This window comes from Bradyrhizobium sp. RT6a (assembly GCF_040547675.1).
Lineage (GTDB): Bacteria > Pseudomonadota > Alphaproteobacteria > Rhizobiales > Xanthobacteraceae > Bradyrhizobium.
Genome location: NZ_JBEPQC010000002.1, coordinates 534732 through 560456, shown reverse-complemented (window position 1 = coordinate 560456; position 25725 = coordinate 534732). Strand labels below are relative to the sequence as shown.

The 25725-nt window shown below is 64.2% G+C and carries 26 protein-coding genes and 1 pseudogene; 9 read left to right on the top strand and 18 right to left on the bottom strand.

The genetic code is table 11. The features are described 5' to 3' along the window. Positions 1–4: 4 nt before the first annotated feature. The 7 genes from ABIC03_RS12440 to ABIC03_RS12410 all read right to left on the bottom strand — a co-directional run bounded on the left by ABIC03_RS12440 (position 5) and on the right by ABIC03_RS12410 (position 6918). The gene (locus tag ABIC03_RS12440; protein ID WP_354058401.1) at positions 5–1441 is read right to left on the bottom strand and encodes an NAD-dependent succinate-semialdehyde dehydrogenase; all 1437 of its coding nucleotides are present in this window, start codon (positions 1439–1441) and stop codon (positions 5–7) included. Positions 1442–1453: 12 nt separating this feature from the next. Then, positions 1454–2113 carry an ATP-binding cassette domain-containing protein gene (locus tag ABIC03_RS12435; RefSeq protein WP_354058400.1) on the bottom strand — a complete coding sequence of 220 codons (660 nt, stop codon included), beginning with the start codon at positions 2111–2113 and terminating at the stop codon, positions 1454–1456. Next, positions 2114–2815, bottom strand: a complete 702-nt coding sequence (locus tag ABIC03_RS12430) for an ABC transporter ATP-binding protein (protein ID WP_354058398.1) — start codon at positions 2813–2815, stop codon at positions 2114–2116. Then, positions 2812–3555 (bottom strand): ABC transporter ATP-binding protein, encoded by a 744-nt coding sequence (locus ABIC03_RS12425; RefSeq protein ID WP_354058395.1) that lies wholly within the window; start codon positions 3553–3555, stop codon positions 2812–2814. Before ABIC03_RS12425 ends, ABIC03_RS12430 begins: the two co-directional genes overlap by 4 nt. Then, complete coding sequence (locus ABIC03_RS12420) at positions 3552–4595, bottom strand: branched-chain amino acid ABC transporter permease (RefSeq protein WP_354058393.1); 1044 nt, start codon at positions 4593–4595, stop codon at positions 3552–3554. Before ABIC03_RS12420 ends, ABIC03_RS12425 begins: the two co-directional genes overlap by 4 nt. A gap of 5 nt (positions 4596–4600) precedes the next feature. Continuing rightward, a complete protein-coding gene (locus tag ABIC03_RS12415; protein WP_354058391.1) occupies positions 4601–5521 on the bottom strand; it encodes a branched-chain amino acid ABC transporter permease in 921 nt (306 codons plus the stop codon). Positions 5522–5625: 104 nt separating this feature from the next. Continuing rightward, entirely contained in the window at positions 5626–6918 is a 1293-nt protein-coding gene (locus ABIC03_RS12410; protein ID WP_354058389.1) for an ABC transporter substrate-binding protein, read from the bottom strand. 136 nt (positions 6919–7054) lie between these two features. Between ABIC03_RS12410 and ABIC03_RS12405 the strand changes: the two genes are divergently transcribed. Together ABIC03_RS12405 and ABIC03_RS12400 are read left to right on the top strand one after the other, a co-directional pair. Continuing rightward, positions 7055–7888 (top strand): MurR/RpiR family transcriptional regulator, encoded by an 834-nt coding sequence (locus tag ABIC03_RS12405; protein ID WP_354058387.1) that lies wholly within the window; start codon positions 7055–7057, stop codon positions 7886–7888. A 22-nt stretch (positions 7889–7910) separates the two neighbouring features. Next, positions 7911–8735, top strand: a complete 825-nt coding sequence (locus ABIC03_RS12400; protein WP_354058385.1) for an SDR family NAD(P)-dependent oxidoreductase — start codon at positions 7911–7913, stop codon at positions 8733–8735. Between the two features lie 74 nt (positions 8736–8809). Here ABIC03_RS12400 and ABIC03_RS12395 read toward each other — a convergent pair whose 3' ends face one another. Further along, positions 8810–9883, bottom strand: a complete 1074-nt coding sequence (locus ABIC03_RS12395) for a DUF2778 domain-containing protein (protein ID WP_354058383.1) — start codon at positions 9881–9883, stop codon at positions 8810–8812. Between the two features lie 653 nt (positions 9884–10536). On the opposite strand from ABIC03_RS12395, the gene ABIC03_RS12390 reads away from it, so the two are divergent. Next, positions 10537–11058 carry a FecR domain-containing protein gene (locus ABIC03_RS12390; protein WP_354058381.1) on the top strand — a complete coding sequence of 174 codons (522 nt, stop codon included), beginning with the start codon at positions 10537–10539 and terminating at the stop codon, positions 11056–11058. Between the two features lie 105 nt (positions 11059–11163). Next, positions 11164–13053: a CHASE2 domain-containing protein gene (locus ABIC03_RS12385; RefSeq protein ID WP_354058379.1), complete on the top strand. Its 1890-nt coding sequence runs from the start codon at positions 11164–11166 to the stop codon at positions 13051–13053. A gap of 25 nt (positions 13054–13078) precedes the next feature. On the opposite strand, the gene ABIC03_RS12380 is transcribed toward ABIC03_RS12385, so the two are convergent. The 4 genes from ABIC03_RS12380 to ABIC03_RS12365 all read right to left on the bottom strand — a co-directional run bounded on the left by ABIC03_RS12380 (position 13079) and on the right by ABIC03_RS12365 (position 16654). After that, on the bottom strand, positions 13079–14581 hold the full coding sequence (locus tag ABIC03_RS12380) for a glycosyltransferase family 39 protein (RefSeq protein WP_354058377.1): 1503 nt from the start codon (positions 14579–14581) through the stop codon (positions 13079–13081). Between the two features lie 6 nt (positions 14582–14587). Further along, positions 14588–15721: a glycosyltransferase family 2 protein gene (locus ABIC03_RS12375; RefSeq protein WP_354058375.1), complete on the bottom strand. Its 1134-nt coding sequence runs from the start codon at positions 15719–15721 to the stop codon at positions 14588–14590. Positions 15722–15980: 259 nt separating this feature from the next. Next, positions 15981–16184: a hypothetical protein gene (locus ABIC03_RS12370; RefSeq protein ID WP_354058373.1), complete on the bottom strand. Its 204-nt coding sequence runs from the start codon at positions 16182–16184 to the stop codon at positions 15981–15983. A gap of 89 nt (positions 16185–16273) precedes the next feature. Then, positions 16274–16654 carry a hypothetical protein gene (locus ABIC03_RS12365; RefSeq protein ID WP_354058371.1) on the bottom strand — a complete coding sequence of 127 codons (381 nt, stop codon included), beginning with the start codon at positions 16652–16654 and terminating at the stop codon, positions 16274–16276. A gap of 115 nt (positions 16655–16769) precedes the next feature. Here ABIC03_RS12365 and ABIC03_RS12360 point away from each other — a divergent pair, with 115 nt between their 5' ends. After that, entirely contained in the window at positions 16770–17591 is an 822-nt protein-coding gene (locus ABIC03_RS12360; RefSeq protein WP_354058369.1) for a DUF72 domain-containing protein, read from the top strand. Between the two features lie 22 nt (positions 17592–17613). Next, positions 17614–18077, top strand: a pseudogene (locus ABIC03_RS12355) (DUF488 domain-containing protein). A 225-nt stretch (positions 18078–18302) separates the two neighbouring features. Here the strand turns inward: ABIC03_RS12355 and ABIC03_RS12350 are convergent. From ABIC03_RS12350 to ABIC03_RS12325, 6 genes are all read right to left on the bottom strand, one after another. After that, positions 18303–19217 (bottom strand): PhzF family phenazine biosynthesis protein, encoded by a 915-nt coding sequence (locus ABIC03_RS12350; RefSeq protein WP_354058367.1) that lies wholly within the window; start codon positions 19215–19217, stop codon positions 18303–18305. 237 nt (positions 19218–19454) lie between these two features. After that, the gene (locus ABIC03_RS12345) at positions 19455–20762 is read right to left on the bottom strand and encodes an adenylate/guanylate cyclase domain-containing protein (RefSeq protein ID WP_354058365.1); all 1308 of its coding nucleotides are present in this window, start codon (positions 20760–20762) and stop codon (positions 19455–19457) included. Positions 20763–20793: 31 nt separating this feature from the next. Then, on the bottom strand, positions 20794–21957 hold the full coding sequence (locus ABIC03_RS12340; protein ID WP_354058363.1) for an ABC transporter permease: 1164 nt from the start codon (positions 21955–21957) through the stop codon (positions 20794–20796). Beyond that, entirely contained in the window at positions 21954–22886 is a 933-nt protein-coding gene (locus ABIC03_RS12335) for an ABC transporter ATP-binding protein (RefSeq protein WP_106944523.1), read from the bottom strand. The genes ABIC03_RS12340 and ABIC03_RS12335 overlap by 4 nt, the downstream gene beginning before the upstream one ends. Next, positions 22883–23671, bottom strand: coding sequence for an HlyD family secretion protein (locus ABIC03_RS12330; protein ID WP_354058361.1), 789 nt, complete (start codon positions 23669–23671; stop codon positions 22883–22885). Before ABIC03_RS12330 ends, ABIC03_RS12335 begins: the two co-directional genes overlap by 4 nt. Beyond that, a complete protein-coding gene (locus ABIC03_RS12325) occupies positions 23668–24363 on the bottom strand; it encodes a TetR/AcrR family transcriptional regulator (RefSeq protein WP_354058359.1) in 696 nt (231 codons plus the stop codon). The genes ABIC03_RS12330 and ABIC03_RS12325 overlap by 4 nt, the downstream gene beginning before the upstream one ends. 109 nt (positions 24364–24472) lie before the next feature. Here ABIC03_RS12325 and ABIC03_RS12320 point away from each other — a divergent pair, with 109 nt between their 5' ends. Genes ABIC03_RS12320 through ABIC03_RS12310 form a run of 3 tightly spaced genes read left to right on the top strand, consistent with a single transcriptional unit; the run spans position 24473 to position 25695 of the window. Then, positions 24473–24808 (top strand): ArsR/SmtB family transcription factor, encoded by a 336-nt coding sequence (locus ABIC03_RS12320; RefSeq protein ID WP_007611986.1) that lies wholly within the window; start codon positions 24473–24475, stop codon positions 24806–24808. Next, entirely contained in the window at positions 24805–25269 is a 465-nt protein-coding gene (locus ABIC03_RS12315) for an SRPBCC family protein (protein WP_275170126.1), read from the top strand. Before ABIC03_RS12320 ends, ABIC03_RS12315 begins: the two co-directional genes overlap by 4 nt. Positions 25270–25281: 12 nt before the next feature. Further along, complete coding sequence (locus tag ABIC03_RS12310; RefSeq protein WP_354058356.1) at positions 25282–25695, top strand: GFA family protein; 414 nt, start codon at positions 25282–25284, stop codon at positions 25693–25695. Positions 25696–25725: the final 30 nt, after the last annotated feature.

The following is a 25725-nucleotide window of genomic DNA, read 5'->3' as shown; positions in this document are numbered from 1 at the left end:
GCGTTCACACGCCGGTCTGGCTGATGAACTTTGTGTTGAAATAGCCCTCCATCGCCTCGGTACCGCCTTCCGAGCCGCAGCCGGAATCCTTGATGCCGCCGAACGGCACTTCGGGCAGCGCGAGACCAAAACTGTTGATCGACATCATGCCGGCTTCGACCGCCGAACCGATCGCGGCCGCGGTCTTCGCCGAGCTGGTGAAGGCATAGGACGCCAGCCCAAAAGGCAGCCGGTTGGCCTCCTCGACCACCTCGTCGAAGGATGAGAAGCGCGAAATCAGCGCCAGCGGGCCGAACGGCTCCTCGTTCATGGCGCGCGCATCTTTCGGCACGTCGCTCACCACGGTCGGCTCGAAGAAATAGCCCTTGTTGCCAACGCGTTTGCCGCCGGTCTCGAGTTTTGCACCCTTGCCGACGGCATCCTGCACCATGCCTTCGATGGCGGTGACGCGGCGCGGATTGGCGAGCGAGCCCATTTTGGATTCGGGGTCGAGCCCGTTGCCGACCTTGAATGTCTTGGCGCTGTCGACAAAGGTGTCGACGAATTCACGGAACACGTCATCCTGCACCAGCATCCGCGTCGGCGAGATGCAAACCTGCCCGGCATTGCGATATTTTGCTGCCGCCAGAATTTTCGCGGCCGACGCGACGTCGGCGTCCTTGAAAACGATCGCCGGCGCATGACCGCCGAGCTCCATGGTGGCGCGCTTCATGTGCAGGCCCGCGAGCGCATTGAGCTGCTTGCCGACATGGGTCGAGCCCGTGAACGAGATCTTGCGGATCACCGGATGCGGAATGAGATATTCGGAGATCTCGGCAGGCACACCGTAGACCAGGTTTATGACGCCGTCCGGCACGCCAGCGTCCGCAAACGCGCGGATCAGCTGTGCGGGCGAGGCCGGCGTCTCCTCCGGGGCCTTGACGATGATCGAGCAGCCGGCGCCGAGAGCGGCGGAGAGCTTGCGCACGACCTGATTGATCGGAAAATTCCAGGGCGTGAACGCCGCGACGGGGCCGACCGGCTCCTTCATCGCGAGCTGGTAGATGCCGGGGCCGCGCGCAGGGATCAGCCGGCCATAGGCGCGCTTGGCTTCTTCCGCAAACCACTCGATCACATCGGCGGCGGCCATCGCCTCCATTTTGGCCTCGCCAAGAGTCTTACCCTGCTCCATCGTGAGCAGCGGCGCGATCTCGTCATTGCGCTCGCGCATGATCGCGGCGGCTTTGCGCATGATGCGGCAGCGCTCGAAGGGGGCAACGTTTCGCCAGATCTTGAAGCCGGCGCTGGCTGCGGCCAGCGCCTCGTCGAGGTCGGACCGCCCGGCATGGGCGACGGTTCCGATCACCTCTTCGGTCGCGGGATTGCGCACCTCGATCACCTTGCCCGAATGGGCCGGTCGCCATTTGCCGCCAATGAAAAGCTGGGTGTTCGAATAGGCCAACGGATTCTCCCTTTAGGTCGATCTGTGAACGGCGCCGTGACAAATCGCATCCGCCGCCTTTGTCATTTCCGGCCCGAGATAAGAGCGACAGCGCGGATCTGCGACGAGAGCGCCGAAATTCGCCACGGGTGTCACCCCACCGCCGGCCACGAACAGGAATCGCCCGGCGATCTCGGCGAGGATGTCGAGGTGCCAGGCCGCCGTCGGATGCATGCAGAGAATGACCAGCCGGCCCTCGTCGCGCAGCTTGCGGAAGAAATCGAGCATAAAGCCGATATAGCCATCCTGCAGATTGAACTGCGGTTCATCGAACAGATGAACCAACGGCGTCCGGGTCGGCGACGGCGCCAGGAAGGCGGACGGAATGCGCTTACGGAAGCGCCTGACCTGATACGACTGGTGATAATGGATTGCGAGCCGGTCGCGCTCGCGATATTTGACGCCATGGATATCGGTGCCCGCAACCAGCACGCGCCCCGAGGTCGGCGCGTTCGAGCCCGTCATCATTTCGAACAAGGTGGTCTTGCCGGCCCCATTCGGGCCGACGACACCGACGATTTCAGGCTCCTCCAGCGACAGGCTTGCCTGTAGCGAGAATGTCGGTCGGCGGATCAGGCGGCCCCGCGTATAGACCTTCCGAACGTCGTCGAGAACGAGCAGCGGTGCGGCCATTTATTGTACTCCCAGCAAGCGCTGACGAAGCCCGCGATCATCGCGCAAGGCCGCGGCCTCCCCGGTCCAAACGATCCGGCCGCGATCGATCACCGCGGCATGGTCTGCGACCGACAGCGCGATCTCGGCGTTCTGCTCCACGACCAGCGAGGCAATGCCCTCGTCCTTCATGCGCAAGATAGTCGCGAGCACGTCGCCGACGATTTTCGGCGCCAGCCCCTGGCTCGGCTCGTCGAACAGCACCAGTCCCGGCGAGCCGACCAGCGCGCGGGCGATCGCCACCATCTGCATTTCACCACCCGACAGATTTTCGCAGTCGCGCTCCATGAGATATTCGAGCGGTGAAAAGATCGCGGCGGCCTCCTTGACGCTCCAGCGGCGAAAGCGCGTGCGCTTTTGCGCGATCGACAGGTTGCGCGCGACCGTCAATGTCGGGCATAGCCGGCGGTCGTCGGGCACCCAGCCGATGCCGGCGCGCGCAATCTCGTGGGTGGGATTGCGCGTGACGTCGTGACCGTCGAAGCAAACGGAGCCGCGGCGCGGACGCGTCAGGCCGAGAATCGAGCGGAGCATGGTCGTCTTGCCGGCGCCGTTGGGGCCGAGCAGCGCAAATACCTTGGCGTGCTCGATGGCGAGCGATGCGCCGAACAGCGCCTGGGTCTCGCCGTAGAAGGTATCGACCGCGTCCACTTCGAGGATCATGCGAACTTTCCGAGATTGGAGCGCCGAACCCATTCGTTCTGCTGCAGTTCGTGTGGCGTCCCGCGCGCCACCACCTGGCCCCAATGGATGACCGAGATACGGTCAGCCAACGAGAACAGGAACTCCATATCGTGCTCAATGGCGACGATAGTCAGCCGCCCCTTCAGACGAGCGATCAGGGTTGCGAGCCGCTGCACCCCATCGGAGCCGAGGCCGGAGGTCGGCTCGTCCAGGCACAGCACGCGGGGCGCCTGCGCCAAGGCGACCGCGATCTCCAGCGCCCGCCGATCGCCATAGGACAGGTCCTTGGCGCGGATGTCGCCCTTGTCGGCAAGCCCGACTGCCGCCAGCGCTTCGGAGGACTTCGCCGCAAACCGACTATCGCCCGCCGCGGCGCGGGCGACATCGTGGCCGCGGGCTCGAAACTCCGGCAGGCCCATCATGACGTTGTCACGCGCGGAAAATTCGTCGAACAGTGTCATGATCTGAAACGAGCGGGCGATGCCCTTGGTGGCGATGCGGTGCGGGCTAAGGCCTGTGACATCCTCGCCGGCGAGCAGGACTCGACCGCGGTTTGGTTTCACCCGGCCGGTGAGGACATTGAAGAACGTGGTCTTGCCGGCGCCGTTCGGACCCATCACACCGTGAAACTCGCCGTCCGCGACCGCGAGATCGACGCTTTCCAGCACGACGCGATCGCCGAAGCGGACATGAACGGCTGCGGCCTCGATCATGTTCATCGCCCGCTCCCGAACAGCAGCCGCATCGCCGAGGTACCGCGCTGCCGTAAGGCCCCGATTGAATGCTGCTGCACGGCAGCCGATATCGCGCCGGCGATGCCTTCGGGGCGGAACAGCACGATCGCGATGAACAGCAGACCAAAATAGAGCATCCAGGCATTGGTCAGCGCGCCGATCACGTCACGGGCGGTGAGGAAGAGAAACACGCCGATCACCGGGCCCCAGAAGCTGACAAGCCCGCCGCCGACGAGAGTCATCATCACCACGTAGCCGGATTGATGCAGGCTCATGACGTCGGGGAATGCGGCGAGCTGCGCCATGGCGAACAATCCGCCGGCAAGGCCGGAGACGGCAGCCGAGAGCGCAAAGACCGCTACCTTGTAGAGCCATACGTTATAGCCGAGATGGCTTGCGCGAACTTCGCTCTGCCTGATCGCAGCGACCACGCGGCCATAGGGCGAGTTCACCAGCCGCCACAATGCGGCGGTGCCGATCGCAAAGACGGCGAGCACGAAATAGTAGAACGCGATATTGTCGGTAAGATCGAAAGACACAAGCCCGAAATCGGCCGGCAACCGCTTGATCTTGAGTAGGCCGTCTTCGCCGCCGGTGATCCGGTGCGATTTGATCGCCAGCGTCCAGAAGATCTGGCCGAACGCAATCGTCATGAAGGCATAATAGATGCCGCGTCTGTGCGAGATGAACAGCGCCACCAGCACGCCGGCGAGGCCCGCGACTGCGGCCGCGGCAATCAGACATATCCAGAGATTGGCAACGATTTCGAACTGGCAGAGACCGAACGCATAGGCGCCGATGCCGAAATAGGCACCATGACCGAACGACGGAAGTCCGGCGGTGCCCAGCACCAGGTTGAACGCGAGCGCATAGAGCGACCAGATCAGGATCTCGATCCCGAGATAGGGATAGAGCCCGATCCGCGTGATCCAGAGCGGCACCGTTGCAAGCACGAACCAGAGCACCAGCATTGTCGGCGTCACGAGGCGCGCGGCGTCCGGTGAAGATTTTGATCCCACAATCATTCCCTTTAGGCCTCGAGCACGCTCTTCTTGCCCCAGAGGCCCCGCGCGCGGAACGTGACGACGGCAACGAGCAAGATGTACATCGACAACAGCGACCATTCGGACGCGTAGGCGCCGGCAATGCCGACGCACAATCCGACCAAAAGACCCGCGACGACCGCGCCCCAAAAGCTGCCGACGCCGCCGAGCACGATAACCAGGAACGCGGGGATGACGGCATCGACCCCCATATGCGGACGAATGCCCCAGATCGGCGCGACGATGATGCCCGCGATAGCGGCCAGCATCGTGCCGAACACGAACACCAGCAGCCGTAGTCGTGACAGGTTGATGCCGAGCGCACGGACGATCTCGCTGTCATGAGCGCCGGCCTTGACCGTCGCGCCGAACGAGGTCTTTTCGATCAATAGCCAGACCAGACCGATGATCCCGGCCGCGATGCCCGCCGCGTAGAAGCGATAGGTCGACCAGATCAGGTCGCCGAAGAGGAAGCCCCCATTGATGGCGGACGGCACCTGCAGCACGTAGTCGCGCGTGCCCCAGACCAGGCGGATCATCTCCTCGATCACCATCGCGGCGCCGAAGGTCAGGAGCAGCCCGTACAGCGGATCCTTGCCATAAGTGCGCCGCATACAGAGCTCGATCAGCATGCCGACCAGACTCACGATCACAGGCGCGATGATCAAGGTGGCGGCATAGCGCCAGCCGAGCGGCAACGCGAGCCACGCTTTCGCAAGCTCCATCGGCAATGGCGGGCGCGGCCCCGTGAGCTGCATGGCGACATAAGCCCCGAGCGCGAACAGAGAGCCGTGCGCGAGGTTGATCTGCTCCATCAGCCCGACGATGAGCATGAAGCCGAGTGCGATCAGCGCGAACAACAGGCCGAGCGTCAGGCCGTTGAGGAGATGCGGAAGAAGGTCAAACAAGGTTTTGGCTCTCGCAACTGGCGTGTGTCACCCGGAACGCCGATGGTCCGGGCGCGCGGCGCGCGAGATGCGCGCCGCTCGGTACGCGATGTGACGCACCGTCTCTAGGAGTCGACGGTCGGCACCTGCTCGTAGGGCGTGAGCTTGCACTTGCCGGGGGCCGCATCGTCGGCGGCGGATTTCGGCTCCGTCCAGCTGATGATCTCGAACAGATCGGTGTTGTCGGCCGGCTTGGCGTTGCGCCGGGCCAGATAGATCGTCTGCTGCATCTGGTGCGTCATCGGATCCATGTAGGCGTCGAAATGCTGCATGCGATCGGTCGCCGAGACCTTCAGGTTCTCGAGCTCCTTGATGATCTTGACGTTGTTGGTCGACCCTGCCCGCTCGATCGCACGGAGCAGTTCGCGCGTGGACATGTAGCCGTTGTAGGAGACGTTGCCCGGCACCGGAACCGGGCCGTCCTTGTTGGCGGCCTGCCACTTCTTGACGAATTCGGCGACGCCGGGCAGCGGCAGCTTGTGATACCAGGTAGTGCCGAACACGCCGAACAGGCTGTCGGGCGCGCCCCACACGTCGGGCCAGTCCTGCTGGTTGTTGATCCAGGCCGGCTTGCCGTCGAGCTTGAGCTGCGCCACCTGCTCGCGCAATGCCTTGATGTCGTCGCCGCCAACCGCGGTCGCCACAACATCGGGCTTGGCCTGCTGGATCTTCAGCAGATAGGCGGTGAAGTCGCGGGTGTTCTGCGGCACCAGCAGATTGTCGATGATCTTGCCGCCGGCGCTCTCGACCTGAGTCCTGGTCGCGGCAGACGTCGTGTGACCCCAGACATAGTCGTTGGTCAGCAGCATCCAGTTCTTGCCGATGGAGTCCACCGCGTTCTTGACGGACGCCTTGGAAAAATTGGTGCCGTTGCCGTCCCAGACGAATTTCACGCGTGAGCAGTTCTCCCCGGCTTCGCTCGGCGCGGAGGAATTGGTGTTCATGTAGATCACACCGTATTTGCTGGCGACCTGCGTGATGGCGTTGGCGACGCCCGAATGCAGCGCGCCGATCAGGATGGTGCAGTCCTCGCGGGTGATGAAGCGTTCGGCGACGCGGCTGCCGGTGGCTGGCGTCGTCTCGGTGTCCGCCGTGATGAAAGTGACCTGGCGCCCGAGTACGCCACCTTTGGCGTTGATCTCGTCGATTGCCATCTTGATGCCGCGGAAATCATCCTGGCCGCTGTTGCCGTATTGACCGCTGGCATCGCAAGTCAGGCCGAGTTTGATCGGTTTTGCGCCTTGCGCCCACGCATGATTCTGCTGCCACGGCCCAAAGAAGCTACCGGTCCCGCCGATGACACTCGCCATCAAGCTGCCCTTCAGAACGCTTCGCCGTGAGATCTGACGCCCTCTCATCGTGTCCTCCCGTTTTCGAAGTCTTTTGCTTTTTTGTGAGATTAGAATATTCATTCCATCTGTTATGTAAAGTAGAATATTTGATCCAAACTGTGAAATGCCGTTAAAGAGGCGACCGATCCGGAGATCCGACTCGATGAACAAGACGGCTGGCGCCATGAGTTATGACGAGCTACGCGGCGCGATTGCGCAGCGGCATCGGGCGTTGTCCGGCCGGCTGCAGCAGATCGCGGAGTTCGTGCTCGATCATCCGACTGATGTCGCACTCGGCACCGTGGCGGAGGTGGCACAGCGCTCAGGGGTGCCGCCGTCGGCGATCGTTCGCTTCGCGCATGCGCTCGGGTTCGGCGGCTTCACCGAGATGCAGCAGGTGTTCCGCTCACGCCTCGTTGCCGGCGTCGCGCCAAGCTACAAGGCGCGCCTCGCCCGCATGAAGAGCCAGGAGAAATCAGTGCTCGGCCGCCAGCCGGCCGCGGTATTGTCGCGCTTCGTCTCGGAAGCCCAATCGGCGCTGGTCACGTTGAGCCAGTCCGTGCATGCGCGCGAACTCGACGTCGCAACTGCAATTCTTGCCAAGGCGCGCGACATCTATCTGCTCGGCCTCGGCGGCTCGTTTCCGGTTGCGATTCATCTGGCCTACGTGCTGCGCAAGCTGGGACGGCGGGTCGTCCTGCTCGACGGCACCGGCGGCAGCATCCACGAGCAGTCGCATGCCGCGACCACGGAGGACGCGCTGGTCGCGATCAGCTTCCGAAACTACTATCCAGATACGGCGCGGCTGTTTCCTGAACTCGTCGCGCGTGGCGTACCCACGATTTCCATCACCGACAGCCTTTTGAGCCCGATCGTCGAGGGCGCGAGCGTCGTGTTCGAGATCCAGGATATGCCTGAGCCTGCGCTGCGTACGCTTGTCGCACCGATGTGCCTCGTGCAGGCGTTGGCGATCGGCCTCGATCTCGCAGCAGACTGATAGTCTCAACAGGAACAAGATCATGACATTGCATGACACCACCAAGATTCTGGCAGGCAAAGTTGCGCTGGTGACCGGCGCGGGGCGCGGGCTCGGCCGCGCGTTTGCAGAGAAGCTTGCCGCGCTCGGCGCTGACGTCGCCATCCACGGCATGCGCGAGAACGGGCCGGCCGAGTATGGCGAGGGCACCACCCTCACCGCGGTCGCGGCTGAGATCGGCCGGGAATTCAGCGTTCGCAGCCAGCGCGTGCTCGGCGATCTCACCAAGGGCGAGGACATCGCGCGCGTCATCGCGGAGAGCGAGGCGGCACTCGGGCCGATCGACATTCTCGTGCATAATGCCGGCGGCGATATCGCGGCCGGCGGCGGCAAGCCCGATCCGAACGATGCAGTGAACATCAAGGAGGCCGATGTGCGCGCGGTGCTGGAGCGCAACCTGCTCAGCACCATCCTGACATGCCAGGCGGTCGCGCGCGGCATGATGGAGCGCCGACGCGGCCGCATCGTCACGCTTGGCTCGGTCGCGGCTTTCAAGGGGCGTACCCAGGGCTCGATCTATGCGGTGTCGAAGGCCGGCGTGACCCATTACACGCGATGCCTGGCCGACCAGCTCCGTCCCTACGACATCGCCGTCAACTGCATCGCGCCCGGAGATACCCGAACCGGCCGCTTCCTCGGGACACGCGCGGTGGACCCCGACCGAATGGTCGAGACCGGCACGCTCGACCGCATCGCAACCGTCGACGAGGTCGCGCGCGTTGTCGAGTTCTTCGCCGGTCCCATGGGCGCCTTCGTCTCGGGCCAGGTACTGAGGATCGACGGCGGCGGACAGTGCTGGCCGGGCTGAAACGCACCCCGCAAAGCGGAACAGAAAAGGGCCGCTGCAAGCGGCCCTTTTGCGTGATCTCGAATTGACTGAGCCTAGTCCACCCGCGCCAGCACCGCGAGCTTGCGGATGCCTTTGTTACGGTAGGCGTCGAGGAACGCGTAATAATCCTTAAACGACACGCAGCCGTTGGAATCGCCATTCGGCCCCAGCATGAAGGTGTGCGCGAGCAGGCCGTCGCGGCCGTAGATCGCGCTCTCGCCGCCAATTGGGGTCAGGCGCAGCGCGGGCACGCCGTGAAACAGCGCCTCGCGCGGCTTCAGCGTGTAGATGTGCGGCGGCGTCACGCCGCGCATGCGGACGCGCGAGGAGCGGGGGTCGTCGAGGTTGGAGCCGAGGCCGGAATGCGCCTCGAGCTTGGTGCCGTCGGGCAAGTAAACCGTCTTGGCCGAGATGTCGTAGACCGCGGTGTCGCGCTCATAGGGTGCCGAACCGCCGAGCATGGGGTTCTGCTCCCTCGGCGCGATGGACGCGGTCACACTGGCGTCGGCCGAGGCATAGGCGAGCAGCCCGCCGGACGGCTCGCGCTTGCCCCAGAGTTTGTCCACCATCGACTGCCGCGGTCCGGTGATCGACATCACCGCAGCCTTGGCGCGATCGGCAATCGATTTTGGCTTCGCCTCAGGCGCCGGCACGATCTCGGCCGGATCTGCCGAGGCAAGCTGCACCGACGCGTCAGCGCCGCGCTTGGACTTCGCGGCGTCAGCGACCTTGGCGGGGCCCGGCTTCAGGACTTCCGCGACCCTTGCGATCACGCTCGGCTTCGGCGCGTCCTTGGCTTCGGCGACCCTGGTTGCGGGTGCGGCGCTCGCCGCATTCGATGTCACGCCTTGGGTCGCAGCCGCGGCAAAGCGATCGTTGAACATCTCGCGGGAGATCGGCGCTACCACCTGCAAGCGGTCGGGCAAGAGCGCAAAGGCTTCCTTGACGGCCTCACCGGCCTCGCGCAGCGCGACCCTGGGCGCGCGCTTGATCACGGGCTCGTCGTAGCCGCGGCTGCCGACGGACGGATAGACACTGGCGGCAAAGATGTTGCTGTAGATGGTCCAGCCGGCGCCAAGCACGACGCAGCCGATCACGGCGGCGCCAAGCACGTTTTGGATGGTCATTTTCCGGAAAGGCTTCCGATAAGAAGCGCTCGAGAATCCTTTGGACCTTCGTGCCGCGATGCCTTGCGCAGCGATACTCGTACTCATTCGCCTTGCGTCCAGAACGGTGTCACTCAGTCCCCCTTCGAAGCGCCGCTGGTCACGATCCGGGAACAGCATCTCGCAGAGGGTCGGAGCGTCATTAAGGCCACTTTTAGTTAAATGCGGATTAAGTTCGGGCAGATGTGGGGCAACCCGTTCGGGTCGTCCCATTTTGAGAAAAAAGCCCACAGAACTACGGACTTAAGGGCCTCTGTTAACTATGATTCTCGGCGGGATTGGCATTGCCGGCGACCGTCTCCGGCCGCATCTCTAAGGCCATCCAACCAAGTCGTTTTCGTGGTCTTCGATACCCGGAAGATAGCGGGGAAACGTTGCGCGAGGCTGGTGCGCACAGCACCCTCTTCTCCGCAGCCGCAGCGCGGTTGTCAGCAGCCACATCACACCGCGCAGGGGAGCCGGTGCCCTGACTGAAAGTTGATTGCACCGCACTAGAAAAGGCCGCAGCGAGAAAATAGCTACGTCAACCGGCACTTTTCAGCAGCCTCTGCGTGTGATACGGTACCGTATCAACATCGCCTTGAACTGTGCCTGGCACGCAAACGGAGGCTGGCATGAGAGGGATCGCACACGCGGGGTTTTTCGTCCTGCTGTGGTCGTCTTTGGCGATGGGATACGCGGCCGCGCAGCCTGCCAATGCGGGCTGCACAGCATCGCCATCCGCTGCCGGTACGCAGACCTGGCGCTGCGACAACGGCATCACGATCGTTGCCGAAAGCGGTGCCAGATTTGAACTTAAGGACGCCAACCGCGACGGACATATAGACTCCGTGGAGTTGAGCAGCAAAGCGCTGTTGGTCGAGGTGCGCAAAAAGCCCGGCGGCAATCCCTTCAAGGTGCTGACGCCGCAAGCGATCGCCGCGGTGCGCGGCACGAAATGGGCGGTCGACGTCGCAGAGGCCAAGACCTCGGTCTTCGTCGCCGACGGCCGTGTCGGCGTGAGCCGCAGGAGCCGTGGGCGCGGCGTCGTTTTAGGCCCCGGCCAAGGGGTCGATGTGGAAGCGACAGACCCGTTGACCGTCAAGACATGGGGCCAGCCGCGCGTCGACGCGCTGATGGCAAGGCTCGGTCAATAAGACTAGGCCAATAAGACTAGGTCAATAAGACCAGGCCAATGAGTTCGGGTCACCTGGGCTCGGCGAACAGCATTTGGACGATAGAAAAAATTGCAACACGACCACATGAGTAGCCGACGCGTTCAGATCCTGGTGGCACTCGTCCTCACCGGGCTGTGGGGCGCGGGCATCTATGCCGGCCACGCCAACGGACATCTTCGCTTTCTCGATCGCCTCGAGGCGACGCTGACGGATTGGCGGACGCAGGTCCGCGGCGTGCAGGTTCCGCCCGATCTCGTCACCATCGTCGCGATCGACGACACCGTCGTGAAGCGCGGCGGCAGCTATCCGCTGCCGCGCGCCGATCTCGCCCGCGTCGTCGACACCATCGTGCAGTTCAAGCCGAAGGTCGTCGCGATCGACCTGCTTCTGGTCGACCGCAGCGCTGCGATCGGCGACGCTACGCTGGCAAATACGCTGGCTACGGGTCCCATGGTGCTTGCCGCCGCGGCGATCTTCCCGTCCGCCAGCGAGACCGTGGAGACTAGCGGCCAAGGCCCCCTCGCCGCCCTGCCGCAGGCCGAGCGCTTCCTGCTGCCCTTGCCGGCGTTCGCCGATCATGCCGAGGTCGGCGTCGTCAACGTTGCGACCGGACAATCGGGCTCGCCGCTCTCGGTGCCGATGCTGTTCCGGACCAGCGACAAGGTCGAGCTGTCATTCCCGTTGCGGGTCGCGGCGCGGGCGCTCGACAAGTCGCTGACGATCGCGCCGGACCATCTGATGCTCGGCGACCGCGCGGTGCCCACCGATAGCGACTTCGCGCTGCCGATTACCTATTACGGGCCGCGCCGGACCATCCGCACCGTCAGCGCGCAGAGCGTCTTCGACGGCACGCTCAAACGCTCCGCGATCGAGAACCGCATCGTCGTGATCGGCGCCTCGGTCGCCGGCGGCGGTGATTTCTACCCGACGCCATTCGATTCCCTAATGCCCGGCGTCGAAGTGGTCTCCACCGCGATCACCCACCTCGTCGCCGGCGACAGCATCGTCCGCGACCGCAAGGTCCACATCGCCGACGCGCTCATCGCGATCCTGTTGCCGATGCTGCTGGTCGGCCTGCTCGCCTGGCGGCGCAGCGCGCTCGGCATCGTCGCGGCGGCCGCGGTGATGATCGCCTGGGCCGGCTTCAATCTGTTCGCGTTCACCCACGGCGTCTGGCTGAACGCCGCAACCACGCTCGCCACAGCGGTACCGCCGGTTGCGGTCTTTGCCGGCGTGCAATTGTGGGCGGGAGGCCGCCGCACGCAATATTTCGCGGCCAAGAGCCGGTCGCTCGCGCAATTCCAGGCGCCGGCCGTGCAGGAGTGGCTGGCGCGCGATCCGAATTTCCTGTCGAAGCCCGTCCGGCAGGACGCAGCCGTGGTCTTCATCGATCTCTCCGGCTTCACGGCGCTGAGCGAGCGGATCGATCCGGGCGAACTACAGGACATTCTGAAGGCGTTTCACGCGCTGATCGAGAAGACCGCGGTCGATTGCGGCGGCATGATCAGCGGCTTTCTCGGCGACGGCGCCATGATCCTGTTCGGTCTGCCCGGCGCAATGCCCGACGACGCCGCACGCGCGCTGAAATGCGCGATCGACCTGCACCGCGGCGTCGAACGCTGGATCGCGTCGTTGCCGCCTGCGATCAGGGATCAGCTCGGCTTCAAGATCGGCGCGCATTTCGGCCCGATCGTCGCCTCCCGCCTCGGCGAAAGCCACCAGCACATCACGGCGACGGGCGACACCGTCAACGTCGCGAGTCGGTTGATGGAGGTTGCCGTCCAGAACGGCGCGCAGCTCGCGCTCAGCGATACGCTGCTGGATGCGGCCGACTTCCAGGGCGCTCCAGACGGCGTTCTGTCGGGCCCTCTGCTCACGCAGGTCCGCGGCCGCTCTGGCGTCGTGACCGTCTGGTTCTGGCGCGACCAGGACAGGCCGAACCAGACCACGACCAAGGCCGCGATGATCGACTGACCTTCGCCGTCGTCCCGACGAAGAGCTACCGCGCTTCCGGCGGTGGCGAGCGGTCCAGCACGTCGCCCTTGGCGCCTTCGAGCAGATCGATGCCGTAGGTCTCGATCACGAGCGGGCCGCGCTTGCGCTGCAATTGCGCGACCTGCGTCACCTTCGCAAAGAGGTCGTGGACGGCGGGATGGCCGCCAGAGCGCAGCTCGTCGACATAGATCAGCTTGCCCGCAAGCAGTTTTGGATCGGGCTCGGGCATGTTGGCCCAGCGGATGCGCTGGTTCTGCTGCACCACGCAGCTGCCGGGCGGCAGATAGAAGGCGAGCCAGCCGGTCGTGCCGTAGTCCGGCGCAAGCACGCAGGTGGCACCATTGCGGGCGCGCACCGCTTCGATTTCGGCAGCGAGCTCGCGCCAGCCGACGCCGACGCTGCGCACCGTCGCATCGCGGCGATAGCCGGACAGCCAGCCGGTATTGGCCTGCACGATCAGCGCGACAAACATCACGATGCCGGCGGGTGCGGCCCAGCGCAGGCAGAAATCCACCAGGCTACGCTGGCGCGGCTTCCACTGCACGAGATTGGCGGCGGCGGCCGCGGCGACGACGAAAGGCGGATAGACCGGCGCGAACCAGTTGGCCTCGACGCGGGCATGCAGCGAATGCCAGACGAAATAGACGACGATGGTCCAGAACATCGTCTCGATCAGCACGCGCGAGGCCAGCGCACCGGCCCGGCGCCAGGTCAGCGCGTGCAGCCCCATCGCGCCGAGGATAAACACCGGCGGGGTTGCGAACGCGATCTGGGTCGGGATCAGCTCGGCAATGAAGACCGGACGAAAATCCTCGATCCTGGCGCGCCCGAGCTGCTTTGCGAACGAGACCCATTGATGATCGGCATTCCAGAGAATCACCGGCGAGAACAGCGCGAGCGCAACGAGGCCGCCGAGATACGGCCACGGCGAGAGAAACCAGTGCCGCAGTTTCGGCACGGTCACGAGCCAGATCAGGATCGCCAGCCCGAAGAACATCGCGGTGTATTTCGACAGTAGCGCTGCGCCGACGGCTGCGCCGACCGCGAGCCACCAGACGCCGCGGCCGCTCTCCAGCACCTTGGCGAGAAAGAACAGCACGAAGCTGGAGGCAACCAGAAGCGGCGCATCCGGCGTGACGATCAGTGTGCCGACCGAGGCCAGCAGCGTCACGTTGAGCAGGATGGCGCTGGTCGCCGCCACCCGCGCGCCGCCGATCAGAATCGCGGCGGAGCGATAGACCGCGTAGCTCATCGGGAGCGCGAGCAGGATCGAGACCAGGCGCACGCCGAGTTCGGTATTACCCGCGATCATGGTGCCGGCGCGGATGACGTAGGCAACCATCGGCGGGTGGTCGTAATATCCCCCGGCGAGGTTCTGTGACCACATCCAGTAATAGGCTTCGTCGAAGGTGATCGGCGTGAAGGCGGCTGCGACGAGCCGCAAGCCGACCAGCGCAAGGATCACCAGCACCGTATTGCGGACGATCCGCGCGTCAGCCCTGCCCATCGAGAGTTACTTCTTGCGCCAGACGAACAGTCCGGACATCGCGTAGTTCCACACCACGCCCATCAGCGCCCCGGCCGCACCCGCAAGCCACCAGATCGGCTCCTGGTCGTAGACCGAGAAGGCGACCCCGACATTGGCGAGCAGGCCGACGCTGCACACGATGTAGAACGCGATCAGGCCGCGCAGCAGTGCAAAGCCCTTCAGCCGCTGGTCGCGATAGGTGAGGAAGTTGTTGAGGACGAAATTGCTGGTCATCGCGACAATGGCGCCGGAGGCCTGCGCTTCCGCGAACGGCTCCTTGAACAGCTCGAGCGATATGAACAGGGTGGTGAGATGCACCACGAGGCCGATCCCGCCGACCATCGCGAACAGCAGGAAACGTAACGAGACAGCATCGTTGGTGAACTTCGCCAGCACCAGGCCGAGAAAATCCAGCGCGACCATGGAATCGAGCTTGCTCTCGCCGTGCTGACGCTCGCCGAACGTGTAGGGGATTTCCACGGCCCGCAAGGTGCCGTTCGCGCTGGCGACGAGGTCGAGCAGGATCTTGAAGCCGTGCACGGAAAGTTTCGGCGCCAGCTGCTCGAAACGGTCGCGGCGAACCATGAAGAAGCCGCTCATGGGATCGGCGATCTCGACCCGCAGCGCTTTCCTGGCGAGTTCCGTTGCCAGCGCGCTGGCTCCGGCGCGCTGCTTGTTGAAGCCTTCGCTCTTGTAGCCCTCGATGTAGCGGCTGCCGACCACGAGTTCGGCCTGCCCGCTCGCGAGCAGCGACAGCATCTTCGGCAGTTGCGTCTCGTCGTGCTGGAGGTCGGCGTCGATCACCGCCGCATAGGGCGCGCTGGAAGCCAGGATGCCCTCGATGCAGGCCCCCGACAGGCCGCGGCGGCCGATACGGCGGACACAGCGCACGCGGCTGTCGCGCTGTGCCAGCGCGCGCACGACATCCCACGTGCCGTCAGGCGAATTATCGTCGACGAACACGACTTCCCAGGCGACGCCGGCCAAGGCTGCCTCCAGCCGCCGGTACAGCACCGTGACATTGTCGCGTTCGTTGAAGGTCGGGACGACGACCGACAATTCCGGCGCCGGTGAGGCCGCCTGTGGGATGTCGGAGCCCGGTCTGATCGCTTCATTCATGACGGCAGCGTATATCCGCCGCGTCCTGTGCTGCCAAGAACTTGCGCTAGCAAGCCGGGGGTTCTCTGGGGGAGCGGCCCAAAAGGGGCCCAAAAATGCCAACGACCCCGGAACGGCGGGCCGCGCGTACATCCGGCGCAGCCTGTGCTATTCCAAGGTCGTTCCAGCGCCGGAGTTTTTCGCTCAACGTCGCCGTTAAAAGCTAAATGGGAACGGCAACGCCGCTTTACAAGGGGCGAAAGAGGCCTTTTTCACACCCTTACTGGTTCGGGACTTCCTTGATCACCGGCCCTCGCGGCACGGGCGCGGCAGGGGCCGCCGGCGCCGCAGCCCCGGCCGGCTCGGCCTTCGCAGGTTTGGGCGGCTTGCCGTACTGGCCGATCGGCCCAAAGACGACGGCGACCGCAAGCACGATCGCCGCGACGATCACGCCCAAAATGCCCCCCACCGACTCAGACGACATGGAAACCCATCCCTGTTCCAGATGCGCCCAGTGATACCATGGATGAGCGCGCTGCCGGAAGGGCTTGCCGGACGCACCGGTTCAATGGGCTATTTCTGCGGCGGCTTGTGCTTGACGAAGGCCGTCACGATGTCCTTCTGGGCCGCCTCCACCGCCCTGTTCGCGGTCGCGAGATGGGCGCCGGCATCGATAGCCGGATATTGCGTGGTGAGATAATCGAGCAGTGCCACCCGGTAATATTGCCGCTCCGACGGACAGGCTCCGGCGACGGAGCGGCCAAAGTCCTGTTCCGACAGGCCCTGATTGCCGTCGCGCGAATATTCCCGCGCCAGGCAATGCCAATAATCGTCGCGGCCCTGCATGGCGAGCTTCTGCGCACCCTTGGCATCGTCATCGTCGGCCATGACTGAAGATATCATGGCAGCAGATGTCATCATGACGAGCGCCGCTCCCACCATCAGCATCCGCATCTTGTTCTCCTTTTTTCGCAGATCCGTCGCGAGCTTAGACGGGACGTCGCAACTGGCCAATCACAACTGGTTTGATTAGGATGGAGGCCCTCCTCCCGTCATCCGAGATCCTCCCGTGGCCAAAGCAAAAACCGCGTCCAAAAAATCCGGCAACATCTACATCGGCATCGGCGGCTGGACGTTCGAGCCTTGGCGCGGCGTGTTCTATCCGGAGAAGCTCACGCAAGCCAAGGAGCTGTCCTACGCCGCCTCGAAGCTGAGCTCGATCGAGATCAACGGCACCTATTACGGCTCGCAAAAACCGGAGAGCTTTCGCAAATGGGCGAGCGAGGTGCCTGATGGTTTTGTGTTCTCGGTCAAGGGGCCGCGCTTTGCCACCAACCGGCGCGTGCTGGCCGAGGCTGGCGATTCCATCAAACGTTTCTATGATTCCGGCGTGCTGGAACTGGGCGATCATCTTGGGCCGGTGCTGTGGCAGTTCGCGCCGACCAAAAAATTCGACGGTGCCGATTTCGGTAAGTTCCTCGAGCTGTTGCCGCGCAAGCTCGACGGACGCGCGCTGCGCCATGTCGTCGAGGTCCGTCACGACAGTTTCTGCACGCCGGATTTCGTCGCGCTGATCCGCGAATTCGGGACGCCCGTCGTGTTCGCCGAGCACGGCAAATATCCTGGTATCGCCGACGTCGCCGGCGATTTCGTCTATGCCCGGCTTCAAAAGGGCAATGACGAGATCAAGACGTGCTATCCGCCGAAGCAGCTCGATGCCTGGGCCAAGCGCTTTCAGGACTGGGCCGAGGGGAGCGAACCCGACGACCTGCCGAAGGTCGACAAGGCCAAGCCGAAGAAGGAGCCGCGCGACGTTTTCGCCTATGTCATCCACGAGGGCAAGGTGCGCGCGCCGGCCGGCGCGATGGAACTGATCGCACGAGTGAGTTGAGGTGTTTCGCTAAAGGTGTCTCATGGCAAAGGCCAAAAAGCTCTTCACCATCGGCTATGAGCAGACGCCGCCAAAGGCCGTACTCGACGAGTTGGAGCAATCCGGCGTCAAGCTCGTCGTCGACGTGCGCGCGGTGACGTCATCGCGCCGGCCCGGCTTTTCCAAGAGGCAATTGTCCGCAGGACTCGACGAACGCGGCATCGCCTATGTCCACCTCGCCGCGCTCGGAACGCCCAAGGAAGGCCGCCTCGCCGCCCGCAGCGGGCAATACGATGTGCTGGAGAAGATTTTTTCTCAAAGCACCTGAAGACGCCGGAGGCCCGCGAGCAGATGGACGAGCTCTCGGCACTGGTGAAGAAAGCCGGTCCCGTCTGCCTGCTCTGCTACGAGCGCGACCACACCCATTGCCACCGCCAGATGATTGCGGAGATCATCGAGGAGCGCGATGGGGTGGCAGTGAAGAATCTGGCGGGGCGGCAGGTGTAGCGGCCGTTCGTGTACCGTCCGCTTGAGCAGAAGAAGGACGACGACTCTATCCGTAGCCGTCATCCTGAGGTGGCCGCTTCTTCAGCGGCCCTCGAAGGACGACGGCGTGCCGCGGAGGTCGCACCTCGGCCGTTCATCCTTCGAGGCTCGCAAGAGCTCGCGCGTCAGGATGACGATTCTAACTTCGGTGCGTAGTGCACAACTAAAACGGCGAATGGCGAAAGCCTACCCCTCTCCCGCCAGCCTAAACGTCCCTTCCATCATCTGCACGCATTGCCCGCCGACATGGGCCGAGACGATCTTGCCGTCCTGCTTGCTCACGCGCGTCTGCAGGATGCTCGGCCGGCCCATGTCAAAACCCTGCCCAACCGTGAGCTTCAACTCGCCATCGCGCGTGGCATTGAGCTCGGCGAACAGCGCGGCTGCGGCAACTGTGGCGCTGCCGGTGGCGGGGTCTTCGGCGAGGCCGCCGGCGCCGCGCATGAACATCCGCGCCTGCCGCTCGCAAGGCGCCTCCGCCGCGGGCACATCGCGCGTATAGAACCACGCCGAGAATGCGCCGTCGCACGGAAATACCTTGCCGAAGGCCGCCGCGTCGGGCCTTGCTCGCTTGAGCGCATCGCGCGAATGCACCTCAATCACCAGAAACGGCGTTCCAACGCTGACGACCTGCGGCGCGTGACGGTCGACCTTGATGTCGTCTGCACTGAGCGAGATGCAGCTTGCGGCATCAGCGGCAGACAATTGCGACAGGCGCGCCAAAGGCTGTGGTGCGGTGAGCTCGGTGCTGATCACGCGGCCCTGCTCTCGCGAGATATCGATCGGCACCAGCCCCGCCTTCTCCTCGAACCGCAGGCGCGGCTTCGGCTCCTTCGCGATCGTCGCCAGCACGAAGGCGGTACCGACATTGGGATGGCCAGCGAAAGGAAGCTCCCTGACAGGCGTGAAGATGCGCACCTCGGCATCATTCGCGTTGTCGCGCGGCGGCAGCACGAAGGTCGTCTCGGAATAGTTGAACTCGGTCGCGACCGACTGCATTTGCGCGGTCGACAACCCGCCGGCATCGAGCACCACGGCGAGCTGGTTGCCGCCGAAGGCGCGGTCGGTGAACACGTCGACGGTGATGTAGCGGCGCTGCATCTTCGCTTCCTCACGCAAGTCGCGACCACAACCGGCCGCATCACCGCCAGTCTACAAGCCGACGACATCGCTCGTCATGCCCCAATATTCGGTGCAATCGGAGCAATCGCGATGACGTGCTTGAAGCCGAGAAGCGGCTTCTACAATGCAAGACCCAGGCTAGCAAAGATAGTTCATCACGCGCCTCACCGAAGCGCGCCCCACTTCAACGAAGCGCGACTCGCATTTGAAGGCGCGTTAGCCCAATTGAAACACCGCCACCTTCTGCTCATAGCCGCGCACCTCGACCTCGCCGAGCGCGACGGCATCGCTGCCGTCCTCGCCCAGCGCCTCGCGGACGGCCGCGGAGATCAGGAGCTGCGAGCCGAACTCCTTGTTCAGCGCCTCCAGCCGGGAGGCGAAGTTCACGGTGTCTCCGATGACGGTGTATTCCTTGCGCCGGGGCGAGCCGATATTGCCGGCGACGACCTCGCCGAAATGGATGCCGATTCCGATTCTGAGCGGCCAGCTCGTCTGCGCGTTGATGCGCTCCATCGCGGTCAGCATCTCGCGGCCCGCGGCGACCGCGCGGTGCGCGGCGTCGGAGGTCTCGAGCGGGGCGCCGAACAGGGCAAGAAAGCCGTCGCCCAGAAACTTGTTCACGATGCCACCCTCGCGGTCGAGAATGTCGACCAGCACGGCGAAGGCACCGTCGAGCCTATCGACCACCTCCTGCGGGGTGCGCGACTGCGCGCCCGTGGTGAAGCCGCGGAAATCGACGAACATCACGGCAACGCGGCGGAGGTCGCCGGCGGCGCTCGTCCCCGCCGCCATCAGCCGCTCCACCACCTGAGGGGAAACGTGCTGGCCGAACAGGTTGGTCACCCGGTCGCGCGCGGTCGCCGCCGCAATGCTCGCGGCGAACTGGCGCCGGAGCTGCGCACCGACCGCGCCTGCAAGCACGCCACAGATCAGGATGATGGTGCTTCGCACCGCGTGGAAATAGATCTGCGGCTCGCCGCTCCCGCTGACGGGGTCGAAGATCAGCGCCACGGTGAGCAGCTCACCCGCAGCAACGAAGCCGGTGAAGGTGGACAGCCAGAAGTCGAGCCGCAGGGTCGAGAGAATGACGAAGATGAAATAGATCAGCGGCACGACGAAGCCGAGCGCCTGGCTCGCACCCATGCTGCGGATCTGCAGGATCAGGATAACGGTCGGCAGCGAGGTCTCGATCAGCGCACCGATATAGCGCCGGATCACCGGCAGATCGCGGTCGAGCTTGAGGTTTCGCCTGATCTGGCTATGGACCCAGACCTCGAACAGGATGAAGCCGGTCAGGAGACCATAGACCTCGGCAAGCCCCTCCGTGCCCCGCCAGACCCGCTGCACCACGGAGGAATCGACGAGATAGATCGCGGTGAGGAACACGACGATGACGCACCCCGTCGTGATCAGCGCCCTCACCCGTACGAGCTCGGTGCGCAGCACTTCGCGCGTCAGCTCGCGTTCGAAGTCCTCGGACATCACGGCATGCTGCCGGGCCTTCCTGCTCGCAAAACTGACCATTCCGCCCCCTTGATTCCAGCGGCATCTTGCCTCAATCCAGCGTGCGGCGGAAGCGCGTCACGGCGATGGTCATGGCGAGCAGCATCAGGACCGCCAGGGCCAACGCGTCAAAGCGCAAGTTTTGCATGCTCGCGCCCTTCAGCATGATGGCGCGGACGATGCGCAAATAATGCGTCAGCGGCAGGCACTCGCCGACATATTGCGCCCAGGCCGGCATCCCGGCGAACGGGAACATGAAGCCGGACAGCAAGATGCTCGGCAGGAAGAACATCATCGACATCTGCATCGCCTGGAGCTGATTCTGCACCAGCGTCGAGATCGTGTACCCGATCGCCAGATTGGTCGTGATGAACAGCGTCGAGAGCAGCGCCAGCAGGAACAGATTGCCGAGCACCGGCACGCCGAACAGGCCGACCCCGATGCCGATAATGAGAAACGCCTGCACGAACCCAACCAGCACGTAAGGGATGATCTTTCCGAACATCACCTCGACCGGCCTGATCGGCATCGACAACAGGCTCTCCATCGTGCCGCGTTCGACCTCGCGCGTGACCGAGAGCGCGGTGAAGATCAGCATGGTCATGGTGAGGATAGTGCCGACGAGGCCCGGCACGATGTTGAGGCTCGACGCGGCGGCGGGGTTGTAGCGGGCGTGGGCGCGGATCTCGAATGGCATCTCCGGGGGATTTCCGATGTAGAGATCGTGTTTGAGTGCGGTCTGCACGACCATGCCGAGCGAGCCGATCGCCGCGCTCGCTGCGACCGGATCGGTCGCGTCGGCCGCAACCAGCAGCGCAGGTCTGTCGCCGCGCCGTACCGCCCGCTCGAAGCCGCGCGGGATCTCGACGCCGAACAGCACCTTGCCGGACTTCAGCAAATTGTCGAAATCGTCGACGTCGTGCACCTCGTAGATGAAGCGGAAATAGGCCGTATTCTCCAGCGCCTTCAGGATCGAGCGGGCGAGATCGGAATCCTCCTGGAGCAGCACCGCGCTCGGCAGATTGTGCGGCGTGGTGTTGATGGCATAGCCGAACAAGAGCAGCTGCATCACCGGCAGCATCACGATCATCGCAAACGACACGCGGTCGCGCCTGAGCTGGATGAACTCCTTGATCAGCATCGCATAGGAGCGCCTCCAGAAACCGAAGCGCTCCCGGATCGCGTGCCGTGGTTCGGGACCGTCGACGGCACTCATTGGAAGTTGTCCTTGGAACGGCCCATCAATTCGATGAAGACGTCTTCCAGTGACGGCGATGATTGATGCCAGTGCAGCCCGCTTTTCTCGCGCCACGGCGCGATGCTGGCTTCGAGCGCGGCGACGTCGCGGCCGGAGACGTGCAGCGACGTACCAAACGGCGCCACCATGTCGATTCCCGGCTTGCCGGTAAGCGCAGCCGTGAGCTCGTTCAGGTCCTCGCCCGTCACGGTGTAAGTCGTCAGCGCGGATTTCGCGATCACCTCCTCCACGGTGCCGTGCACGAGCAGATGGCCATAGGCGATATAGGCGATCTCGTGACAGCGCTCGGCCTCGTCCATGTAGTGTGTCGAGACCAGCACGGTGAGACCGTCGGCCGCCAGTGCATGAATCTCGTTCCAGAAATCGCGCCGCGCTTTGGGATCGACGCCGGCGGTCGGCTCGTCGAGCAGCAGCAGCTTCGGACTGGGCAATGTGCAGGCACCCAACGCCAGCCGCTGCTTCCAGCCACCGGAGAGCTCACCCGCGAGCTGCTCCTCGCGGCCCGAGAGCCCCAGCCGCTTGATCATGTCGCGCGCGGCGCCGCGTGCATCGCGAAGGCCGTACAGGCGCGCGACGAATTCGAGGTTTTCGCGGACGGAGAGATCCTGATAGAGGCTGAAGCGCTGGGTCATGTAGCCGACCTGGCGCTTGATCTTTTCCGCATCGCGCCTGATATCGTAGCCGAGGCAGGTGCCCTCGCCGCTGTCGGGCGTGAGCAGGCCGCAGAGGATGCGGATGGTCGTCGTCTTGCCCGAGCCGTTCGGGCCGAGGAAGCCGTAGATCGAACCGCGCTTCACCTGCATTGACAAATCGTGCACGACCTCGCGGCCACCGAACGACTTGGTCAGGCCCTTGACGTCGATCGCGATGCCATTGCCGCCGCTCATCGCTTGTCCGCCACCGGGGTTTTTGGATTGAAATGGACGTCGATGGGTTGTCCGACGCGCAGCGCATCGGGGCGCGACGGCCGCGCCTGGATCAGATAGACGAGCTTGTTGCGCTCCTCGAGACTGTAAATGACCGGCGGGGTGTATTCGGCCGAAGTCGCGATGAAATAGATCTTTGCGGTGAGATCGGCGGCGCAATTGTCGCACGCGACCCGCACGGTATCGCCGATCGCAAGCTTCGGCAGCTCGGTCTCCGGCACGAAGAAGCGCAGCTTCATGTTGCCGGGCGGCATGATCGAGAGCACCGGCCGCTGCGCCGCCACCATTTCGCCCTCGCGAAAATAGATCTGCTGGATGGTACCGGCAACGGGCGCAAAGCCCTTGCGACGCGCCATCCGCGTCTCCGAGGTCGCCACCCGCGCCTCGGCGACGCGCAAGGCGGAGACGGCCGAGTCGAGATTGGCCTGCGTGCCCGAGCCGGTCTTGCTCAGCGAAGCCGCGCGGTCATAGGTCTGCTGCGCGTTGGCAAGCGTCGCCTTGTTCTGGTTGAGATCGGCAAGCTGGAGATCATCGTCGACGGAATAGAGGTGATCGCCGACCTTGACCTCGTCGCCCTCGCGGATGTTCAGCTTCGTCACGCGGCCCGCTTCGTCCGGGCTGACGAAGATCATGTCGGCCTCGACCCAGCCCTGGAAGCCGGGCTCACGTTTCTCCTGGCACCCGGCAAGCCCGGTTGCGAGCGCGATGATCAGTGCAGCTCCGAAAATTACCTGCGACGACCTCATGTCGTGCTCCGTTCGCCAAAAATCAAATCGAGATGAACGCGCAGCATGTCCTGCGCGTCGAGCGGCGCGTGCCGCGCAAACAGGCTCTGCCAGATCACCGCGATCATCGCGGGTGCGACCAGGATCTGCGGGTAATGCGCCAGGTTCTTCTGGCGTATCTCGCCGCGGGCGATGGCGAGTTCGATCAGCGCGCGCATGGCGGCGATGCCGCGTGAGACGACCTCGCGGTAGTAGAAATCGGCCACGGAGGGAAAGCGCGGTCCCTCGGCCACGATCAGGCGCACGAGATCGCCGCGCCTGGTGCCGATGACTTCCTTCAGGAAGTTGCTGGCAAACGTCTCGACGAGATCGCGCACCGAGCCCGCCGGCGGCGGCAATGCCGTCAACCGCGTCACAACAGGCACGATCACGGTCCGCACCAGCTCCTCGAACATCGATTCCTTGTCCCTGAAGTGCAGGTAGATGGTGCCCTTGGCGACACCCGCGCGCTTCGCGATGTCGTCGAGCCGCGTCGCGGCAAAGCCGCGCGCGATGAATTCCTCCATCGCGGCATCCACGATCGCCGCACGCCGTTCCGCCGCACGCGTGGCACGGCTCGACGCGGGGGCCGGGTCGTTGTCAGCACGTGCAGAGGCCTTCGCGTTGGCGCGAGTTGCGGGCGGCGTGGTGGCTTTGGCGGGCTTCTTGATCATCCGCACAAGATGACTGACTGGTCAGTCATAGTCAAGGCACAGCATTGCGGACCTAGTGGCCAACAAATTAGTCTTGACTAATTCATTAGCGTATACTAATCTAACTTCTATGATCGAAGCCGCCCCAAATCCCGTCACCACAGTGATGCGCGCCCTTGCCGATCCAACCCGGCGCGCCGTGTTCGAGCGCGTCTTCGAGAGCAAGGAGATCAGCGTCGCCGAGCTCACGCGCGGCAGCGGCGTGACGCAAGGCGCGATCTCGCAACATTTGAAGTCCCTCAAGCAGGCCGGCCTCGTCGCCGAGCGTGCCGAGGGCCGCAACGTCTATTACCGTGCCGCGCCGCAAGGCCTCGAACCGCTGGTCTCCTGGATGGACCATTACGGCGTGTTCTGGCGCGAGCGCTTCCAGAACCTGCGTGACCTCTTGAAGGAGATCGACCCGTGAGTGCTGTTGAATTGAAAGCCGAGACAAAAGACATCGTCCTCGACGAGGTGCTCCCTCACGCGCCGGAGACGATCTGGAAGGCGCTGACCAGCGCCCAGCTGATCGCGCGCTGGCTGATGCCGCCGAGCGGTTTCGAGCCTGTCGAAGGCAACACCTTCACCTATCAGACCACGCCGGGCGGCGCCTGGGATGGCGTCATCCATTGCCGCGTCCTTGAAGTCATGCCGAACCGGCGCCTCGTCTACGCCTGGAAGGGCGGCGATGAGCGCAACACCGGCTACGGCGCGCCGCTCGACACTATCGTGACGTGGTCCCTCACCCCGGTGGAGGCCGGCACGCGGATCCGTCTGGTTCATGCGGGCTTCGTCATACCCAGGAACGAATCCGCCTACACGGGCATGAGCGGCGGCTGGAAGAAGGTCGTCCGCCAGCTCGACGAGATCAGCGGCGAAGATAAGTAAGGAGTTGTCGCAATGACCAATCCGTTTACCGGCGGCTGCGCCTGCGGCGCGATCCGCTATTCGATCGCTAGTGAGCCCCTGTTCAGCAATCACTGCCAATGCCGGGACTGCCAGCGCGAAAGCGGCAGCGGCCACGGCTCCTACGTAACCTTCGCGCGCGCCGGCGTGACGCTTACCGGCGAGGCGAAGCATTGGGACATGGTCGCCAACAGCGGCAACGTGAAGACGCGCGGTTTCTGCACCCAGTGCGGCGTGCCTGTGTACATGACCTTCGCGGCACAGCCCGACGTCTTTACGATCCGCGCCGCTAGCCTCGACGAGCCTGCCCGCTACAAGCCGCAGGCGGTCACTTTCGCCGCGCGCGGACATGACTGGGATCGTCTTGACCCGGACCTGCCGAAATTCGCGGGCATGCCGCCGGGATAAGGCATCGCAAGTGGAAGCGCGCGCAAGACC

What these genes read in the sequence shown, in the direction of transcription:
- ABIC03_RS12435 (WP_354058400.1), bottom strand. Translation starts at nt 2,113, where the DNA reads ATGGCCGCACCGCTGCTCGTTCTCGACGACGTTCGGAAGGTCTATACG.
- ABIC03_RS12430 (WP_354058398.1), bottom strand. Translation starts at nt 2,815, where the DNA reads ATGATCCTCGAAGTGGACGCGGTCGATACCTTCTACGGCGAGACCCAG.
- ABIC03_RS12425 (WP_354058395.1), bottom strand. Translation starts at nt 3,555, where the DNA reads ATGAACATGATCGAGGCCGCAGCCGTTCATGTCCGCTTCGGCGATCGC.
- ABIC03_RS12420 (WP_354058393.1), bottom strand. Translation starts at nt 4,595, where the DNA reads ATGATTGTGGGATCAAAATCTTCACCGGACGCCGCGCGCCTCGTGACG.
- ABIC03_RS12410 (WP_354058389.1), bottom strand. Translation starts at nt 6,918, where the DNA reads ATGAGAGGGCGTCAGATCTCACGGCGAAGCGTTCTGAAGGGCAGCTTG.
- ABIC03_RS12405 (WP_354058387.1), top strand. Translation starts at nt 7,055, where the DNA reads ATGAACAAGACGGCTGGCGCCATGAGTTATGACGAGCTACGCGGCGCG.
- ABIC03_RS12400 (WP_354058385.1), top strand. Translation starts at nt 7,911, where the DNA reads ATGACATTGCATGACACCACCAAGATTCTGGCAGGCAAAGTTGCGCTG.
- ABIC03_RS12395 (WP_354058383.1), bottom strand. Translation starts at nt 9,883, where the DNA reads ATGACCATCCAAAACGTGCTTGGCGCCGCCGTGATCGGCTGCGTCGTG.
- ABIC03_RS12390 (WP_354058381.1), top strand. Translation starts at nt 10,537, where the DNA reads ATGAGAGGGATCGCACACGCGGGGTTTTTCGTCCTGCTGTGGTCGTCT.
- ABIC03_RS12385 (WP_354058379.1), top strand. Translation starts at nt 11,164, where the DNA reads ATGAGTAGCCGACGCGTTCAGATCCTGGTGGCACTCGTCCTCACCGGG.
- ABIC03_RS12380 (WP_354058377.1), bottom strand. Translation starts at nt 14,581, where the DNA reads ATGGGCAGGGCTGACGCGCGGATCGTCCGCAATACGGTGCTGGTGATC.
- ABIC03_RS12375 (WP_354058375.1), bottom strand. Translation starts at nt 15,721, where the DNA reads ATGAATGAAGCGATCAGACCGGGCTCCGACATCCCACAGGCGGCCTCA.
- ABIC03_RS12370 (WP_354058373.1), bottom strand. Translation starts at nt 16,184, where the DNA reads ATGTCGTCTGAGTCGGTGGGGGGCATTTTGGGCGTGATCGTCGCGGCG.
- ABIC03_RS12365 (WP_354058371.1), bottom strand. Translation starts at nt 16,654, where the DNA reads ATGCGGATGCTGATGGTGGGAGCGGCGCTCGTCATGATGACATCTGCT.
- ABIC03_RS12350 (WP_354058367.1), bottom strand. Translation starts at nt 19,217, where the DNA reads ATGCAGCGCCGCTACATCACCGTCGACGTGTTCACCGACCGCGCCTTC.
- ABIC03_RS12345 (WP_354058365.1), bottom strand. Translation starts at nt 20,762, where the DNA reads ATGGTCAGTTTTGCGAGCAGGAAGGCCCGGCAGCATGCCGTGATGTCC.
- ABIC03_RS12340 (WP_354058363.1), bottom strand. Translation starts at nt 21,957, where the DNA reads ATGAGTGCCGTCGACGGTCCCGAACCACGGCACGCGATCCGGGAGCGC.
- ABIC03_RS12335 (WP_106944523.1), bottom strand. Translation starts at nt 22,886, where the DNA reads ATGAGCGGCGGCAATGGCATCGCGATCGACGTCAAGGGCCTGACCAAG.
- ABIC03_RS12330 (WP_354058361.1), bottom strand. Translation starts at nt 23,671, where the DNA reads ATGAGGTCGTCGCAGGTAATTTTCGGAGCTGCACTGATCATCGCGCTC.
- ABIC03_RS12325 (WP_354058359.1), bottom strand. Translation starts at nt 24,363, where the DNA reads ATGATCAAGAAGCCCGCCAAAGCCACCACGCCGCCCGCAACTCGCGCC.
- ABIC03_RS12320 (WP_007611986.1), top strand. Translation starts at nt 24,473, where the DNA reads ATGATCGAAGCCGCCCCAAATCCCGTCACCACAGTGATGCGCGCCCTT.
- ABIC03_RS12310 (WP_354058356.1), top strand. Translation starts at nt 25,282, where the DNA reads ATGACCAATCCGTTTACCGGCGGCTGCGCCTGCGGCGCGATCCGCTAT.